General features: G+C 48.5%; 15 protein-coding genes. 10 read left to right on the top strand and 5 right to left on the bottom strand.

The features are described from left to right. Positions 1-23: 23 nt before the first annotated feature. Positions 24-1,244: a pyrophosphate--fructose-6-phosphate 1-phosphotransferase gene (locus tag BLT51_RS07460; protein ID WP_091281745.1), complete on the top strand. Its 1,221-nt coding sequence runs from the start codon at positions 24-26 to the stop codon at positions 1,242-1,244. Between the two features lie 92 nt (positions 1,245-1,336). Then, on the top strand, positions 1,337-2,590 hold the full coding sequence (locus tag BLT51_RS07455) for a 3-deoxy-7-phosphoheptulonate synthase (RefSeq protein ID WP_091281743.1): 1,254 nt from the start codon (positions 1,337-1,339) through the stop codon (positions 2,588-2,590). Here BLT51_RS07455 and pknB read toward each other — a convergent pair. After that, the gene (gene pknB, locus BLT51_RS07450) at positions 2,577-4,514 is read right to left on the bottom strand and encodes a Stk1 family PASTA domain-containing Ser/Thr kinase (protein WP_091281741.1); all 1,938 of its coding nucleotides are present in this window, start codon (positions 4,512-4,514) and stop codon (positions 2,577-2,579) included. The genes BLT51_RS07455 and pknB overlap by 14 nt on opposite strands. A 70-nt stretch (positions 4,515-4,584) precedes the next feature. Further along, on the bottom strand, positions 4,585-5,682 hold the full coding sequence (locus BLT51_RS07445) for a LysM peptidoglycan-binding domain-containing protein (protein WP_172801340.1): 1,098 nt from the start codon (positions 5,680-5,682) through the stop codon (positions 4,585-4,587). Positions 5,683-5,815: 133 nt separating this feature from the next. On the opposite strand from BLT51_RS07445, the gene BLT51_RS07440 reads away from it, so the two are divergent. Then, positions 5,816-6,178 (top strand): Rv2175c family DNA-binding protein, encoded by a 363-nt coding sequence (locus tag BLT51_RS07440; protein WP_091281736.1) that lies wholly within the window; start codon positions 5,816-5,818, stop codon positions 6,176-6,178. 2 nt (positions 6,179-6,180) lie between these two features. Here the strand turns inward: BLT51_RS07440 and BLT51_RS07435 are convergent, their stop codons facing one another. After that, complete coding sequence (locus BLT51_RS07435; protein WP_091281735.1) at positions 6,181-7,233, bottom strand: polyprenyl synthetase family protein; 1,053 nt, start codon at positions 7,231-7,233, stop codon at positions 6,181-6,183. A gap of 105 nt (positions 7,234-7,338) precedes the next feature. On the opposite strand from BLT51_RS07435, the gene BLT51_RS09210 reads away from it, so the two are divergent. The 3 genes from BLT51_RS09210 to BLT51_RS07420 all read left to right on the top strand — a co-directional run bounded on the left by BLT51_RS09210 (position 7,339) and on the right by BLT51_RS07420 (position 10,527). Beyond that, positions 7,339-8,412: a DUF4192 family protein gene (locus tag BLT51_RS09210; protein WP_172801339.1), complete on the top strand. Its 1,074-nt coding sequence runs from the start codon at positions 7,339-7,341 to the stop codon at positions 8,410-8,412. 97 nt (positions 8,413-8,509) lie between these two features. Next, positions 8,510-8,905 (top strand): universal stress protein, encoded by a 396-nt coding sequence (locus tag BLT51_RS07425; protein ID WP_091281728.1) that lies wholly within the window; start codon positions 8,510-8,512, stop codon positions 8,903-8,905. A gap of 158 nt (positions 8,906-9,063) precedes the next feature. Then, positions 9,064-10,527 carry an RNA polymerase sigma factor gene (locus tag BLT51_RS07420; RefSeq protein ID WP_091281725.1) on the top strand — a complete coding sequence of 488 codons (1,464 nt, stop codon included), beginning with the start codon at positions 9,064-9,066 and terminating at the stop codon, positions 10,525-10,527. Here BLT51_RS07420 and BLT51_RS07415 read toward each other — a convergent pair. Next, positions 10,519-11,133, bottom strand: coding sequence for a 3'-5' exonuclease (locus BLT51_RS07415; RefSeq protein ID WP_157672962.1), 615 nt, complete (start codon positions 11,131-11,133; stop codon positions 10,519-10,521). The genes BLT51_RS07420 and BLT51_RS07415 overlap by 9 nt on opposite strands. A 103-nt stretch (positions 11,134-11,236) precedes the next feature. Here BLT51_RS07415 and BLT51_RS07410 point away from each other — a divergent pair, with 103 nt between their 5' ends. From BLT51_RS07410 to BLT51_RS07395, 4 genes are all read left to right on the top strand, one after another. Continuing rightward, complete coding sequence (locus tag BLT51_RS07410) at positions 11,237-11,437, top strand: DUF7455 domain-containing protein (RefSeq protein ID WP_091281721.1); 201 nt, start codon at positions 11,237-11,239, stop codon at positions 11,435-11,437. Positions 11,438-11,515: 78 nt separating this feature from the next. Continuing rightward, positions 11,516-13,630 carry a DNA gyrase/topoisomerase IV subunit B gene (locus BLT51_RS07405; protein WP_091281717.1) on the top strand — a complete coding sequence of 705 codons (2,115 nt, stop codon included), beginning with the start codon at positions 11,516-11,518 and terminating at the stop codon, positions 13,628-13,630. Between the two features lie 18 nt (positions 13,631-13,648). Beyond that, positions 13,649-14,692, top strand: a complete 1,044-nt coding sequence (locus tag BLT51_RS07400; protein WP_091281715.1) for a GNAT family N-acetyltransferase — start codon at positions 13,649-13,651, stop codon at positions 14,690-14,692. Next, positions 14,692-15,657, top strand: a complete 966-nt coding sequence (locus tag BLT51_RS07395) for a GNAT family N-acetyltransferase (RefSeq protein WP_091281713.1) — start codon at positions 14,692-14,694, stop codon at positions 15,655-15,657. Before BLT51_RS07400 ends, BLT51_RS07395 begins: the two co-directional genes overlap by 1 nt. Before the next feature lie 7 nt (positions 15,658-15,664). Here the strand turns inward: BLT51_RS07395 and BLT51_RS07390 are convergent, their stop codons facing one another. After that, positions 15,665-18,082, bottom strand: a complete 2,418-nt coding sequence (locus BLT51_RS07390; protein ID WP_091281711.1) for a DNA gyrase/topoisomerase IV subunit A — start codon at positions 18,080-18,082, stop codon at positions 15,665-15,667. Positions 18,083-18,117 lie beyond the last annotated feature (35 nt).

Below are 18,117 nucleotides of genomic sequence, written 5' to 3'. Positions count from 1 at the left end.
CACACATGAGAGGAAGGATACGGATGTCTATCCGTCGAGTCGCGATTCTTACCGCAGGCGGTTTCGCACCATGCCTGTCCACCGCAGTAGGCGGTTTAATTGAGCATTACACCAAGGAAATGCCGGAAGTTGAAATTATCGGCTACCAGTATGGATACCACGGTCTGCTCACCGGAAACTTCATTGTTTTCGACGACGAAGCACGTGCTAATGCTGCCACGCTGAAGAAGTTTGGTGGCTCGCCGATTGGTAATTCACGCGTTAAGCTCACCAATTCCCAGAATCTTGTGGAACGCGGTTTGATCAAGCCAGGCGAAAATGCGCTCGAAGTTGCTGCTGAACAGCTCCGCAAAGATGGTGTGGACGTTCTGCACACAATTGGTGGCGATGATACAAACACCACCGCTGCTGATCTGGCAGCTTACTTGCATGAAAACGATTACGAGCTGACTGTTGTTGGTCTACCAAAGACCATCGATAACGATATTGTCCCAATTCGTCAGTCTCTTGGTGCCTACACAGCGGCTGAACAAGCTTCGAAGTTTGCCCAGAATGTTATTGGTGAGCACCGCTCCAACCCGCGCATGCTGATCATCCACGAAGTTATGGGGCGCGCATGTGGTTACCTTACTGCACAAACCGCACAGTATTACCGCCAGTGGCTCAATGAACAAGAATGGGTTCCATCAGCAGGACTGTCCAAAGAACGTTGGGATGTCCACGCTCTCTACATTCCGGAAATTACTTTCGACCTTGATGTTGAAGGATCCCGTTTGCGTAAGATCATGGATGAGCAAGGCAATGTCAATATCTTCTTGTCCGAAGGCGCGGGCGTAGATGAAATCATTGAAGAGCTACTAGAAGACGGTATTGAGGTAGAACGCGATCCATTTGGTCACGTTAAGCTTGACACCATTAATCCTGGTCAGTGGTTCGCCAACCAGTTTGCTAAGATTATTGGCGCAGAAAAAGTTATGGTTCAGAAGTCCGGATACTTCTCACGTTCAGCTGCATCAAACCCGAAGGATCTCGAACTTATCGAGTCCATGGTTGAACTTGCTGTCAAGTCTGCTCAAGAAGGCGTCTCCGGCGTGATCGGCCACGATGAGGAAGACAATGACACCCTGAAGGCAATTGACTTCAAGCGCATTGCTGGACACAAGGCATTCGATGTTTCCCAGCCATGGTTCCATGAAGTCATGGATGCTATTGGCCAGGAATGGGAGCCAAAGCCAGCTAAGTAATAGCTACACGTTTTATGTTGGCCGGCCTTCTCCGCGTGAAGGCTGGCCAACATTCATTCTGAGAAACGCGCGAACGTAGAATAGATAGGCGAATGGGAAAACAGGCTAAACACGACGACTTCCTGCCGGTGTACCCTGATCCTGTTCAAGTGACGGCAGCCATTGAGCATATTCAGCGATTTCCTCGTATCGTTGACCCGCACGACGTTGAATCGCTAAAGACTCAGCTCGCACGTGCATCTCGCGGAGAAGCTTTTGTGATACAAGGCGGGGATTGCGCCGAACGTTTTTCAGATGCTACTAGATACCATGTCCGTGCAAAAATCGGATCGCTGATACAGACAAGCTACATTATTAGTCAGCTGAGCCATCGCGTCGTTATCCCGATCGGAAGGATCGCAGGGCAGTATGCCAAACCACGTTCGCATGCTTATGAAGAGCGAGAAGGTCTCACACTTCCTTCATATCGTGGGGACGCCGTCAATTCGCAGGTTTTTACCACCCAAGGCCGTACGCCTGACCCACAGCGTCTTATTCAAGCTGTTGAGTCAGCACAGACGGCTTATCGCTATGTGCGTGAATTAGAATCAGAAAACTTTTTGAGTCTCGATCAAGCGCATAATTGGAACAGCTCCGCCTACCAAACTCCAGAATATAAAGAATTTAGTGCTCTTGTTAGAACATCAGAGTTTACTTCGCTCTCTGACCGGATATATGTATCGCACGAGGCGCTGCTCCCGTTTTTCGAGCAGGCACTGACCGATTCCTCTCGATGGAACACCGGGGCACACATGTTATGGATTGGGGAACGAACCAGGCATACCGGTAGTACACAGATGCGGTATGCGGCTTCTGTCAAAAACCCAATCGGTGTTAAACTCGGCCCTGCCACCACGGCAGATGATGTTCGAAACATCGTTGACCAGTTAAACCCCGAAGGCCATGCTGGAAGACTAACATTTATTCCGCGCATGGGTGCTTCACGCATTGAGGAATCCTTGCCACCGCTATTTGCAGCAATACGTGACGACGGCAGGCCAGTTTCGTGGATGCTGGATCCAATGCACGGCAATACCCGAACAATCCGAGGACACAAGATTCGTTTTATGGCCGATATTCTCGCAGAGATCAACAAATTCTTTGATATCTGTGAAGAATCGGCGGCTATCCCTGGCGGACTCCATATCGAATTCTCAGGGTACAACGTAACTGAGATTGCAGACAGTCAGGAGAATGCTGGCTGGGATCATATTGTGGATGAACCATTAGTAGATCCGCGACTGAATCCACGTCAACTTTTGCACGTGGCATTTACTGCAGGCCAAGCTCTAGCTAGACAACACTGATTGTGATTGTGGCGCCGCGCTTAGCTTGGGTGCCTTCTCCGGGATCTTGAAGGCGTACTGTTCCGAAAATGCCGCCTAGGATTTTTTCTACTCGGACCTTGAATTGTGCACTTTCTAAAATTTGTTTTGCCTGGTTTACCTGTTTGCCAATAACATTAGGAACAGCGACAAGTTCTGGCCCGCGCGAAACTACTACGTGTACTTCATCTAGTCGGAACGCATCGGTGTCCGCAGCTGGTGATTGAGAGATTACCTTTCCTTCTTCAACGGTGTCCGAGTATTCTTCCGTCATGACGAGCTTCAGACCGAGCTCATCCAGAGTGCTCTCTAGTTCTGACTTGCTCACTGCACTCAGATCTGGGATCTTGACCGGCGCTCGACCATCCGATAACACATAGGTAATCACAGAGGTGTGAGGTACAGATGAGTCAGCTTCTGGAGACTGCGAGATAACTTTTCCTTTTTCTACTGTGTCAGAATAGTCAGAGGTATGTTCGATTTTCTCAAACCCAATAGGCTTGATAGCAGCTTCGGCTTCGGCTGCCGTTAGGCCCTCAACTTTAGGGACGACCAGATGCTTTATTCCGTCAGACACATTGATTGTGACGATAGAATCTGGGTGGATGCGTGTCCCGGCAGCTGGCTTTGTTCCGATAATACTATCTTTGGCAATAGTATCTGAGAACTGATGATCGATCTTTACTGAGAATCCTTGTTTTTTAAGAGCACTCTGTGCTTGAGATACGGTCAGGTTCGAAACATTAGCAATAGTTACTCGTAAGCCAGGGCCATAAAGGAAATACCATCCAACAGATGCCCCGATCGTCGCTAGAATCAACAGAATACCAACTAATAGTGGCCATTTCCGACGACGGCGGGGTTCCGGCGTCGTCGGCGGTTCCGGATCTGGCTGAGTAAGAGTCGCAAGTTTTTGCGTCGTAGCAACCGGTTCTGGCAAGGTCTGCGCAGATAGATGTTGTGTCGACTGAGGAGACGGTTCGTGCTTGCGTTCTGGAAAAACTGGGATTCGCCGAATGGCAGTATCTGATGGGATCGACTCAACCACATCTTCGAGCGCGTCGAGCGCAGCCTGCCCGTTCTGCGGACGTTTCTGAGGATTTTTGGCAGTGAACAGTCGAATAACTGAATCGATACTTGCTGGCATCCAGTCAGCTAAATCGCTCAGTACCGGAACATCATCATTCAAATGTTGGAGTGCGATCGCCATTGGCGTCTCTCCAGCAAAGGGTAGGTGTCCAGCAATGAGCTCATAGAGCATAATGCCGGTTGCGTATATGTCGGTTGCTGGATAAGCAGTGCGGGCTGAAATAAGTTCTGGGGCGAGGTATGCAACTGTTCCTAGAACTGTTGAGGTCTGTGTAGAACTGGAAGCCGCACGGGCTAATCCGAAGTCAGCGACTTGTGCGTGAATCGAAGGCTGAGACAAGACAGCGGTGGTATCTAGCGGCTGATCCAACAAGATATTTTCCGGTTTTACATCGCGGTGAACTACATCTGCATGATGAGCGGTGGCTAGAGCTTGTAAAACTTGTCGTACAATTTCTAGCGCCATGCCTATAGGCAGTGAACCATGAGCTGACAATTGTGAACGCAAATCTGGACCAGGAACAAGTTGCATGACAAGATAGGGCAGATCTCCGAGCGGAGTTTCTGCAACACCTTGATCATAAACATTCACAACATGGGGGCTGGAAAGCTTAGCTGCTGAGCGTGCCTCTCGAATAAAGCGTTCAACGAAATCTGTTTGCTCGGCCAAATGCGAATGAATAATTTTCACTGCTACATTACGGTCAAGGCGTTTATCGTAGGCACGATAAACGCTCGCCATGCCACCACGGGCGAGACGAGAAATGATCTGATAGCGGTCCTCAATGAGGATGTTAAGCAGTGGGTCTTGGTTCACATCTTTTAGAATATCGGCAAAAGCCGGTCACGTGGGTGGCCGGCTTTTGCGTGTCGGTGTGGCAATGCTCTTAGAAACGCTCCATTGCTGCTTTGAGTTTAGCTACATATGCTACTGTGTCAGGCCGCATTCCGTACCGTTTCACCCCGCCGAGACCCTGATAGTAGCCAGCTACGGCTTGGTCAAAATTATCCGCGGAGTTATGCAGGTAGCGGATAATTGCAATGCCAGCAACAACATTGTCACGTGGATCAAGCAGATTGAGTTTTCGTCCCACTAGAGTGCCTGCCCATTCTCCAGACGACGGAATGACTTGCATGACTCCGATTGCGTTTGCTGGTGATACAGCGCTGGCATCAAAACCAGATTCAATGTAAGCATGAGCAAGTGCCAGCCGCGGATCCACACCCATCTGAGTAGCAGTTTCACGGATTATTTGTTGCATTTCGGCACGAGACGGAAGCTGGCGAGTTACTAAAGTATTTTTGTTGCTATTGGCCGCGTCAACAACTTCATCGGCGTATGTGTAGCCTGGGAAATTATTTTCCACTAGACGCTTTTGAGGAGTTTTTTGAGTAATTGGGGCTGGTGCAGGGGCTGGTGCAGGGGCTGGTGCAGGAGCTGGTGCAGGGGCTGGTGCAGGAGCTGGGGCCAGCGAATCTGCTGAAATAACTAGTTTTTGCCCGGGAAAGATCAAATTTGGGTTGCTGATGCTGTTTTTACTTACTAGGTCGGCAACAGTTGTACCGAACCTCTGAGCAATTGTGCCCAAAGTGTCACCAGCCTGAACAACATAGTTGGATGCTGATGGTGATGGAGTAGAGGTAGCCTGAGTCGTTGTCGGCGTGACATCACGAATCACAGGAGTTTGTGCCGGAAGTTGAAGGCGTTGACCAATACGGATTAGCGCTGTAGGTCCAAGATTGTTTGCCTGGATGATTTCGGCCATCGGAATGCCAGTGCGTCGTGAAATACCCCAGACTGTATCGCCCGGTCGCACTTGGTAGGTCATAGTCAATGGTTTCGCTGGAACATGAGTTTTTACCGGATTTAAACGTGTTGTTTCGTTAAGTGGTGTGCTAGCTGCATGCGCAACTGTCGGGGCAAGAAGAGTAACAGCAGTAGCTGTCGCTAGCGCGGCGTTCGAGCGCGCCTTCCATGTGGACATAGATCCTCCAGGAGAGTTACATCTGTTAAATATGTTAATCATGATGTAGTTGATGAAATTGTTATAATTGAGATTATCGGATTTTCCTGCGTGTCGCCACTCATTTTTCCATTTTGTTAGCTAGCATAGGCGCGTGTTTAATGAACCTGTATACGATAAATGGTTGTCTATCCCGGAAACAGCTGATCTACTTGGCGTTCCTCAAAGGGAAGTGAGATCAGCTATTGAGCGCCGCGAACTTATTGCAATTCGTCGTGGCGAGCATCGTGCATGGGCAATTAACTCTGCTTTATTGGCCGAAGAACACGGCCAGGTAGTTATTCTTCCATCTCTGCGTGGAACACTTGTCGCTTTGCATGACGCTGGTTTTTCTAGCGAAGAATCGTTAAGTTGGTTGCTCCGTGAGAATGAGGAATTGGAGGCTTCTCCATTACAAGCACTTCATGAAGGTAAGATTCACGCAGTACGGCGTGCTATTCAGAGCCTTGCTTTTTAGTATCACCAACGTCGTCCTACAAGACTCTTTGCAAGATTATTCAGGATAGGTGCCTCATATGGAAGGGCTAGCATAGCCTGTTCTTCTCGCTTTTTAATAAGTTGTTCGTGGGCATAGAATGCACCGGAAGAAGTTATAATAGATTTGATCTTTTCGACATCTTCTTCAGATAAACGCGAGCCAAGGCAAGAATCGACAAAAGCGCGCTCATGCTCAGTGCACATGCTTCGAGTTAACGCGATTAAAACAGTACGTTTGCCTTCTTGAATATCGCTTCCTGCGGGTTTGCCTGTTTGACTAGGATTTCCAAAGATGCCTAATTCATCGTCTCGAAGCTGGAAAGCTTCGCCCAGAGGGCGTGCAAAAGCAGAGAGTCTGGAAAGTTCAGTTTCGTCTGCTCCAGCGAGCGCAGCACCGAGTAACACGGGGAGCTCGACTGAATACCGCGCAGACTTATGTAATAAAACTAAGAAAGCATCATTGATTGCATTGGCGTTGATGTCAGCAAGAGCAGTGTATTCAGCCCGCATATCCATATACTGTCCGAAAGCTGTTTCAGCAGTCATCGCGTGAAAAATAGCGGAAGCTGTGCGGTACGCCTGCGGGGATGAATTTTGACGCGCGAACTCTTCCCCAGCGAGCGACAATAGATAGTCGCCTAACAGGAGGGCTGCGTGTTTGCCAAATAGTTCTGCATTTCCATTGAAAGATTGCTGAGTATGGAGGGACTGGAAAAGGCGATGGGCTGCAGGAACACCGCGACGGATATCTGCTGAGTCAATTATGTCGTCATGTATCAGAGCTGAAATTTGATATAACTCAACGGCAACTCCTGCAGCTAGTGGCAGATCGTCGTCGGTTCTGTTGATAGCCTCAAAGCCGCCCGCCACGCACAAAGCTCGAGTGCGTTTTCCGTGGGCGCCTAGTAACTGCGCCGAATGTACAAACTCGTCAAACAGTGATTGGTCACGGCCATCAGCTATGAAAGTAGGAGTAGCTGCTAGTAGTGCTTCTAATCGTGCTGAAACATTAGCTCGGAAATCTGTGAGAGGCATACAGCTAGATTACCGGGTTGTCCACAAATGTGCCTAGTGACAAAACTTTCCACAGATTCAAATCTGTGCTCTTCATCGGGCAAGGTAGTTGATTCACTTGTATGTATGAAAACACATGTTATTACTGATCCATCTCAATGCCTGCTTTTAGCTCCACATATGCTCCATACGGATGTCACTAATGCTGTTCTAGTCTGTCATTTAATACAACATCAGAATAATTACGTACTATCAGCAATCGCGCGGCTAGATTTAGATACTGACTCACTTCCTCCGAGTAGTGCTTGTGATGACTTGGTTGAATTTGTAGCTGACGCGAATCCAGATGCTTTATGCTTATGTTGGATTTCTCAAAACCTCGATGAACTTAACCTAAGATCGGGTTTGGAGAGTTTTTTCTTCGCTCTATTAAGCAGACTACGAGAAACTGTGAAGAAAATGCAGCCGGCTCGTGTAGCCCCCATTTATTTCTTGTGTACAAATAAATATATCTGGGGACAAGTGCAAAGTAGAGAAGACCACCTAATTATAGAAAATGCCAGACCGTATCAGAATTTACTCGAAACGCCATTTGCATGTGAGCTTCTTTTGGATGATACATACCGTATTGGAGGCATGTGGGCTCGCGTTGCATTGCGACGACGTCAAAAATGTATCGACGTCGAAAAACAATATTGCAATAACGCTCAGGACCTGAACGGACAACGGTTGTGGACTAATTCGTTGGCTAAGATAGCCCATGATCCGCGCGCGCTATCACCTAGCTCTGCGGTCAAAATTTTAGGCGGAATGACACGGATAGGGAAACTTAATGCGACTTTGCATGACGCTCAAATTCGAGACCGGATTTTGTTATGGGTAATAACTGGACGCAAGGTTTCAGATCCGGTGGCGTGGGCAGATTGCTACTCGCTAATGCGTGAGGCGCCGATGAGTTATGCCTTACCACATCGGGCACGAGCTGCGGTTGATATTCTCAATGCTTGTGGGAGCTTTTCAGCGGATGATTCTCCTTGTGCATATGGGACAATCGCTTATATTTATTGGTGGATAGGAGAAACAGAACAAGCGATGACGGCCGCTCAGTTATCTCTTAAGTCAGATCCTTCATACAGAATGGCACAGCTAATATCGGCAATTATTAGTGCGCGCATTTTGCCCCCGTGGATGAATAAATGATCGAGGTCATGTTGGAAATTGTGATTCCACTCAAATAAAGGTAGATTCAGACATGTAGATATTCGTCACCATGCCATAAAAGTGGAGGAGTCCCTGTATGAGCATTGTTGTGCCCGTTGGTCGGGGAGACCGGTTTAACCCTATTCTTCGACGAGGAATCACCTTAGCCCAGAATCGCGACACATCGCTTGTTGTACTTTTTTCGAGTGTCTTGGACGAATGTTCGCAGGACGAGATTGATAAAAATGTCGATTTGATCACAGACGAATTAGAACAGGTCGACATTGCGTTTGATATTGTTACCCGTCTGGATGGGTGCGAGTTAGCTACCAAGATTCGTGAGACTGCATTGGCTAATGATGCTAGTTTGATCATTATCTCGCTTGCCCCCAAGCCTTCTCACGGGTCATATCAGCTTGGGTCGCAGATCCAAAAACTGCTTGTCGATGCGCCATGCGAATTACTGATTATGCGTGATCCGATCAGTGAATAGAGCGCACTAAACGTAGCATTTTACTGAATTTTGTGAGATTTTAGGAATAAAATCTACCGATTTAGTGTTCTACAGGTGTGCCCGATGCAGTTCAAATGCGATAGTCGGGCTATAATGTAAAGGCTTATTGGCTTTTGCCTCCATACGAAAGGTACCACGTGGCTGTTTCTTCCCGTCCATCTGAAAAACTCCAAATGTATTTAGATACTGAGGAGCTTGCTAAGCATCGGGTGTCAGAACTGAAAATTATCGCATCAGATCTAGGCCTGTCTATACCTTCTAAAGCAGTTAAAGCGACGTACATTAAAGAGATTTCCGAATTTGTTTCAGCGACGTTATCGAATTCATCTGCTGGCGGGAAACTTGATGTTGCTTTGAAAGAAGATAGTGCTAATAAATCCGATTCTAAGCCATCTAAGAATGAGGTTGCAGATTCTGAAGAAGGTACTGAAGAATCAATCCAAACTCCTGATGAGCCAGTTTCTCTCGATGATGAAGAAGAAGTGGACCTTGAAGCTGAAGATCTCGTTGTAGTAGACGATGAGTCAGAGGATGATGTCGACGAGGAAGACGACGAAGCTGAGTCAAGTGCTGATGATGCCGATGATGATCAAGAACACGTCAAAGAAACGGCTGCTAAGCGGTCGGGTGCCTACATAGTTCGCGATTCTGATGAGACAGATGAGCCGGTGCAACGCGTACACGTTGCAGGAGCTACTGCAGATCCAGTCAAAGATTATCTCAAACAAATCGGAAAAGTAGCGTTGCTGAACGCAGAAGAAGAAGTCGAGCTGGCAAAACGCATTGAGGCGGGATTGTTTGCACAGCACATTCTTGATACAACATCTATTGAAGACGCTCGACGTCGGCGTGAATTGGAGATCATTTCGCGTGATGGGCATAAAGCAAAGAATCACTTGCTTGAGGCTAATCTCCGTTTGGTCGTTTCACTCGCAAAACGCTATACCGGACGTGGAATGCTCTTCCTTGACCTTATCCAGGAAGGCAACCTTGGTTTAGTTCGTGCTGTTGAAAAGTTTGATTACGCCAAGGGCTACAAGTTTTCGACGTATGCTACTTGGTGGATTCGCCAGGCTATTACGCGTGCTATGGCAGACCAAGCTCGCACAATTCGTATTCCTGTCCATATGGTGGAAGTTATTAATAAACTGGCTCGAGTTCAGCGACAAATGTTGCAAGATCTGGGACGTGAACCAACAGTTGAAGAGCTTGCCCACGAGCTTGATATGACTGAAGATAAAGTAATCGAGGTCCAAAAATATGGGCGTGAGCCAATATCGCTCCATACGCCGCTAGGTGAAGACGGTGACTCTGAATTTGGTGATCTCATCGAAGATTCAGAAGCTGTTGTTCCGGCTGATGCTGTCGGTTTTACGTTGTTACAAGAGCAATTGCACCAGGTACTAGACACTCTGTCTGAGCGGGAAGCTGGAGTGGTTTCGATGCGTTTTGGTCTGACCGACGGGCAGCCAAAGACCTTAGACGAAATTGGAAAAGTTTACGGGGTGACACGCGAACGTATTCGACAGATTGAATCGAAGACAATGTCGAAGCTTCGGCATCCGTCACGCTCGCAAGTATTGCGCGATTACCTAGATTAAGTTTGATTGGGAGCGAGCAACCCATGGGGTTGCTCGCTCCCACTCACAAGGTAGGACGGTTTCACCCTGGCGATTGCAGGCACGAGACGTATAGCGGTGACCCTGTTGTTCTTGGCAAAAATAATGCTTGAAAAGATACGAGCACGTTAACGCATCAGCCAATGCTCGGTGGGCAACTGGGACCTCTATGCCGAGTCGTGTGGCCAAGCCTACTAACGAATGGGAGCCAGGCGGACAATAAATCTGCGATTGATCCATAGTGCAAACTGCATGTTTGCGATGAATGAATGCCGGGCTAGCAGTACGTGAGAATTCAGCGTTTATAAATCTCAGATCAAACATAGCATTATGAGCAACTACGATTCTTCCATCGAGAATGCTGATTATCTCCTGGTCTATCTCTGAAAAAGATGGTGCCTGTGCTAGCATCGCATCACTAATGTGATGAATGTGTTGTGCCGAGACAGCTCTGCGGGGCTGAATAAGGCGGTGGAACGTACCCTCTTGCTCTAGAGCCTCGTCTAAAAGTATTATGCCGATTTCAATGATATTGTCACTATCTGGATCCAAACCTGTCGTTTCAACGTCTAATACTGCGTATGTCATAGATAGCCTCCGTAACAGGCTCAACAATACGATGATTTTGCCGGCTGCGAAAGTTAGCGACTGTGAGTTCCCTACACAAAGCAAGCATGAGAGTATAGAGAACATGACAACACTAACTGAAGAAACAACACGCTCAACCTTCACAGCAGCTGATCGTTGCGATGCATGCGGAGCACAAGCATACGTACGTGTTGATATGGCATCCGGACAATTAATGTTCTGTGCACATCACGCGCGTAAATACAATGCCAAACTCAGCGAAGTAGCGTTATCGATTGTCGATGAATCTGAAAAAATAAGCTAATTAATCGTAACTGAATTAAGGCACGTGCGAGCAACCTCGCACGTGCCTTGTCATATTCTAATGGCAATAGACGATAGAATGAAGAACGTGCCGCAGATCAAAGAAGAATACACAGCTCGCCATTTGTCCGTGCTCGAGGGCCTCGAAGCTGTTCGCAAGCGCCCTGGAATGTATATCGGTTCCACCGATTCTCGAGGGCTGATGCATTGTGCTTGGGAGATTATTGACAACGCTGTAGACGAAGCTACCGAAGGTTACGCATCGACTATTGCTATCATTCTTCACCCCGATTCATCTGTTGAAGTCTGTGATGATGGTCGTGGAATCCCGGTAGATGAGGTACCCGGAACTGGTGCATCGGGAGTTGAAGTTGTCTACACCAAGTTGCATGCAGGCGGAAAATTTGGTGGCGGATCTTATTCGTCATCTGGCGGTTTGCACGGTGTTGGGGCGTCTGTTGTTAACGCTTTATCTCAGCGGCTGGACGTAGCGGTCAACCGTAACGGTAAAACATACGAAATTTCATTCCAGCGCGGTGAGCCTGGAACATTCGACGACGGAGCTACGCTTAGTCCGGATGCGCCCTTTACACCAGCAACGAGTGCATCAAATCTGCGAGTTACTGGCAAAGTCGCAAAAAAAGTTACCGGCACGCGTGTGCGCTACTGGTACGATCCACAAATTTTTCCAGCCGACTCGACGTTTTCATACGACGCCCTAATTGAACGGGTACGCGAAAAAGCGTTCCTGGTTCCTGGCCTAACTATTACGGTACGAGATGCTCGTAGCGACACACCTCAAGAAGAAGAATTCCGATATGACGGCGGTGTTGTTGATTTCGTTGACTTTCTTGCTACTGATCCGGCGGTTACTTCAACAATGCATCTCACCGGAGAAGGAACCTTTAACGAAACTGTTCAAGTGCTAGACAAGAAGTCAGGGCATTTAAAAGCAACTGATGTGGAACGTTCGTGCGCAGTAGATATTGCTCTAAGATGGGGAAGTGGATACGACACTATCGAAGAATCCTTTGTCAATATTATTGCTACGCCTAAAGGTGGTAGTCATATAGGTGGCTTTGAGCAGGGGCTAGTGAAGGTTGTTCGGGCTACTATTGATCAAAAGGCTCGTCAGCTTAAGATAACTGCGCGCGACCCACGAATTGAAAAAGACGATATTCTTGCCGGGCTGACCGCCGTTGTTGCCGTGCGATTCCCAGAGCCTCAGTTCGAGGGGCAAACAAAAGAAATTTTAGGCACTGCTCCGGTCAGAGGAATCGTGGCTAAAGTTGTCGATACTGAACTGTCAAAAATTTTGGCATCGACAAAGCGCGATCAGAAAACAGAAAATTCTAGGCTACTGGAGAAAATAGTCGCAGAAATGCGGGCACGAGTCGCTGCCCGGACTCAGAAAGAGATTTCTCGCCGAAAGAACGCACTGGAGACGTCGTCGTTGCCAGCAAAATTAGCTGACTGTCGCAGTGAAGATGTGGAACACTCAGAACTATTTATTGTCGAGGGCGATTCTGCGCTGGGAACTGCTAAATTAGCTCGAAACTCTGAATTTCAAGCTTTGTTGCCAATCCGCGGTAAAATCCTCAATGTGCAAAAAGCTTCTCCGGCAGACATCTTGAAAAACCAGGAAGTATCGTCGATTATCCAAGTCATCGGTGCTGGTTCGGGACGAACCTTCGATCTCGACGCGGCTCGATACGGCAAAGTTGTTTTTATGACCGATGCAGATGTAGACGGTGCCCATATTCGTACATTGCTTTTAACACTATTTTTCCGTTACATGCGTCCGTTAGTTGAAGCCGGTCGCGTATATGCTGCCGTCCCGCCACTTCACCGAATCGAAGTGTCTGGGCAAGGGCGTCGTAAAGGGGAATATATCTACACTTATTCTGATGCCCAACTCCAGCAGGAGCTTAAGAAACTCGAGCGTGCGAAAAGAAGCTATAAAGAACCAATCCAGCGGTACAAGGGCTTGGGCGAGATGGACGCGGACCAATTAGCAGAAACAACAATGGATCCGACGCATCGCTCGCTACGGCGTATATCGATGGCAGATGAAGTAGCGCTACGATATGCGGAGGAAACATTCGAACTACTGATGGGATCCGATGTTGCGCCACGAAAAGAGTTTATTATTGATGGCGCATCACAAATTTCTCGTGACCGGATCGACATCTAAGAGGGTAAACTAGGCCATATGCAGCATCCAGAGACACCACCGTTACGTAGCCGGTCATTTGCCGAACGTCTAGGCGCCCCAGCTGTCGTCCGGCTACCTGGCCCACATCTTGGGCTGACATGGCGAGAGCTAGTGCGCGCAGACCTATCTGCTGTTGTTGATCTTATGTCCAGTCTTACGGAATCTCCATTTGGGTTCGCGCCACCGTCTTCTCGGACTGTGAGTCATTGGTTTGACGAAATTACCGCGCAACCTGGCACGTATGATGTGCTCAGTGGCTGGGACCAACATGGGAAGCTTCAAGCTGTGGCTACAGTGTTAGTTAATGATAAGCCTCTATCGGAATTGCAAGCTGAAGTATCAGCTGTGGTTCGGCCTGATTGGGTCGGGCGTGGCATCGGACGCTCACTTTTGGAATGGCAAGATGATCGAGCTCGTCAACTTATGTCACAGTATCCGTCAGATCTCCCGGTATCTATTCGTGCGTTAGTCACGGAAAAAAATGCGGGGCGACGACGCCTCTTGGCTGCCGGTGGCTATGCTCCAATTAGCTATATTACTCATGTGTCTACTAAGATCTCGGACAGGTATCGCGATGTTTCGCTCAAAGCCCGTGAACGGTTAGGAACACAGGGGTTTCAGCTAGAAAGCTATAATCCAAGTGTTGACACCGAACTACGTAAATTGCACAACCGGCTTATCCTTGAGCTAGAACGTTACCAACCGATCTCTGTGCCCGCTTGGCAGGCAAAGTTATCACGTGCAGATCACGATTTTTCTTTGTTGCTTATTAAAGACCACCAGCTTGTAGGATACATGCTTGCGGAACAGATTCCTGAGGTATCTGCTCTTCGAATTTATTATTACGGCATCGAAAGAGCTTTGCGGCGCAACGGTATTGGCACAGATCTGATGCTGAGTGTTTTAGGCTTTGCTCACGATGCTGGTATAACAACAGTTGCCGTGCCGGTTGTTAGTCGTTATGAACAAATACCACAGTCGTTGGTCTCCGCTGGCTTTGAATTTGCCCATCGCGAGATTGTTTACTCCATTGATATCTGATGAAAAATGCTAAGCCGTGGGTTTGGTCAGAACTCCTCCCAGCACATCTTGAGCAGTTGATTAACCTTATTTCATCGACTGAAATATTCGACAACAATCCTATCCGGACATCTCGTGGCGAGATTGAATCCTATTTTGGTGCAAGCCATGTATGGCGCGCACAAGGAGCGTGGGTTGGCAGTACTCTGGTGGCCTTCGGTCTAGCTAGGTTAGCTAATGATGGGTCAGCTACTAACACGATCACCTTATCTGGAGTAGTGCATTCCCGGTGGCGTTCCCATGGGTTAGGGGCAGAGCTGTTACAACGCCAGATCTCGGTGGCACAGGAGCTATCTGAACATCTTGGTGCTGATAACGCACATGCACTACTATATGTGGAAACTGACCATGATAATGTTGCACAACTTGCGGGCAATTTTGGTTTTATAAGACGAGCAACATTTGTACAAGTTCGAGGGAAGACGACGCTGCAACTGCCTGGGCATAAGCTGTCGAATTATGTGTCGATCGAGGAATTGGCAGATGAGATGCTTGAGGACGTGCGTCGGATGCATAACATGGTTGTTCGCGAATCATCACTGTTTGATATTCAAACTGCTGAATCGTGGACATTAGTTTTGGCCGACGTCGATCGGGAGTGGTGTCTGGTTGCAGTTGACCGCTTTGGAGATCGGCCACGTGTTGTCGGCTATTTGTTGGCATCTGTGTTTGTCAGCCTGGTTGACGGTCAAGAAAAACCGGAGGCCTATATTGAGGAAGTTGTTGTGAGCGCACAGTGGCGTAACTCGGGTGTAGGGTCAGCCTTAGTTAGCGCAGTATTGGAGCGTTTCACACAGGCTGGATACGATTCGGTTGTTGCTGACGTGGCAGTAACAGACCCAGATGGTTCTGCCTTTATTGATGTTTTTGACGAAACCGGATTTTCAGAGGTAGGACGAACTCACGTTATGTCTTTAACGTTGTGAATTCGCCTCAGCCGAGTGCTTCAATAATATCGCTCAGTGGTGAGCCAGATGCGTCACGTCGTTCGTCAATCTCTGGCAACTCAACAGGCTTGCCTTCGATACCAACGGCTCGAGCCGGTAGCTGTCCCACCCATGCCATGGACAGGATGTCTTCACCTCGGAGGAAACGTTGCGCGCGTACGCCACCAGTGCCACGGCCTTTGGCGGGGTAGCGGTCAATTGGGGTAACTTTTGCGGTTCCGGGCATGGTGCCAGGAAGCGCATCGGAAGCACTGGCAACGGTGACGACGCCGTGAGCGGCTAAGTCGTTCCCGGGTACGACTCCCAGAGCGATAACGCTGGCCTTATCGTTGACTCTAATTCCCGCGATTCCTTGCCCGCTTCGGCCCTGAGGGCGCACAGCGCTAGCGTCGAAGCGTAACAATTGAGCATCGGATGTTACCAGCACGATAACGTCTGTGTCGCGCGATACTTGAGCTCCAATGACCTCATCGTTCTCAAGCAACGTGATAGCTTCGAATTGACTCTTATTCGGAGGATCAAGAGTAACTCGCTTGATCTTCCCTTGTGCGGTAGCCAAGGTAAGAACAGACTTCTGTGCAGCCAAGCTTATGAGCGCAAGAGGCCGTTCCCTGGGCGCTAGCAAAAGCAACTCGGTCAATACTGTCCCAGCCGCTAAACTTGGCGCATTTTCCGTATCTGGTATCGAGGGTACGTCAACCACATTGAGACGGTGTACATTACCGGTGCTGGTAACAACTCCTATCTCACTGAGGTTACTCGTCTCGACGATCGATGTAAGAGCATCATGGGCAACGCGTGGCCCTTCTCGTCGAAGAGGCTCACCATCAACAATACGAGCAATCCGTCCGGTTGCGGACAGAATAACCCGGCAGGGGTCATCTTCGATCTTGAGTTTAGGAGCCTTAGACTTTGTCGATTGCGTTGAAGCATCAGACTCTAACAGTACTGTGCGACGTGGCGTCCCATACTTACGGGCCACATCAGCTAACTCACTAGAAATAAGGTTACGCATCCGATCATCAGAACTGAGGATAGCCAACAACTCGTCGATCGTGTCTTGTAGTGAGTTTCGTTCAGACTCAAGCTCAATCTGAGAGAACTTAGTAAGCCGACGTAAACGTAGCTCAAGGATGTAGTCGGCCTGCGCCTGCGATAGATCAAATACGCTCATTAGCCGACCAGCGGCAGTAGCCGAATCTTCAGAAGAACGGATGACGGCTATGACCTCATCGATATCGACGATGGCAATAAGTAAGCCTTCAACCAGGTGGAGACGCTCTTGCGCTTTTCGCAAACGATATTCACATCGACGTTTTGTTACGGACCGGCGGTGATCAAGGAAAACTGTGAGGATCTCTTTCAATCCCATCAAGCGCGGCTGACCATCAACCAGCGCAACGTTGTTGATGCCAAACGAATCCTCTAACGGTGTGTGTTGATATAGCGCAGCTAGAACTGCCTCTGGATTAAAAGCGTTCTTGACCTCAACCACAAGTCGCGTACCGTGATGACGGTCAGTAAGATTTTGCACTCCAGAAATGCCTTGAAGTTTCTTGGAAGATACGCCGTCTTTAATCTTCTCAATGACTTTCTCTGGGCCAGTGAGATAGGGCAATTCGGTAAAAATGATGCCTTTTTTGCGTGGTGTCACATTTTCAATATGAGCAGTAGCACGAGTACGGAAAATACCACGGCCAGTCTCGTACGCTTGCCTAATTCCGTCTAGGCCAACAATCTTTCCTCCGTCTGGCAAATCAGGCCCGGGGATATAACGCATCAGCTCTTCGAGTGTGGCTTTCGGATTATCAAGCAAAAATCTTGCCCCAGCAATAACTTCATTAAGGTTGTGTGGAGCCATATTTGTTGCCATGCCGACGGCGATTCCAGACGAACCGTTTACTAATAAGCTTGGTATTGCCGCCGGCAGGACTTCTGGTTCTTGGTAGGTGTTGTCATAGTTAGGGACCATGTCAACGACGTCTTCACCCAACGATGCGGTCATCGCTAGGGCGGCGGGTGCCATGCGGACTTCGGTATAGCGGGGAGCTGCTGGTCCGTCGTCGGGAGAACCAAAGTTTCCGTGGCCGTCAACGAACGGGATGCGTAACGAAAAACTTTGGGCTAATCGGACCATAGCGTCATAGATCGCGGAATCACCGTGAGGATGCAGACGTCCCATGACATCACCCACAACACGGGAAGATTTAACATGCCCGCGGTCTGGTTTCAATCCCATTTGATCCATTTGGAAGAGGATGCGGCGCTGAACAGGTTTGAGCCCGTCGCGAGCGTCCGGTAACGCACGCGCGTAAATCACCGAATAGGAGTATTCGAGGAACGAGTTTCGCATTTCCTCCGAGACATCAATATTCGTAATATGTTCAGTTTGGGTATGTGCCATTTCTCTATTATCTCTATAAACGGTTTCTTTTTGGT

The sequence above is a fragment of the Arcanobacterium phocae genome (assembly GCF_900105865.1).
GTDB lineage: Bacteria > Actinomycetota > Actinomycetes > Actinomycetales > Actinomycetaceae > Arcanobacterium > Arcanobacterium phocae.
This window is presented reverse-complemented; position numbering and strand designations above follow the sequence as displayed.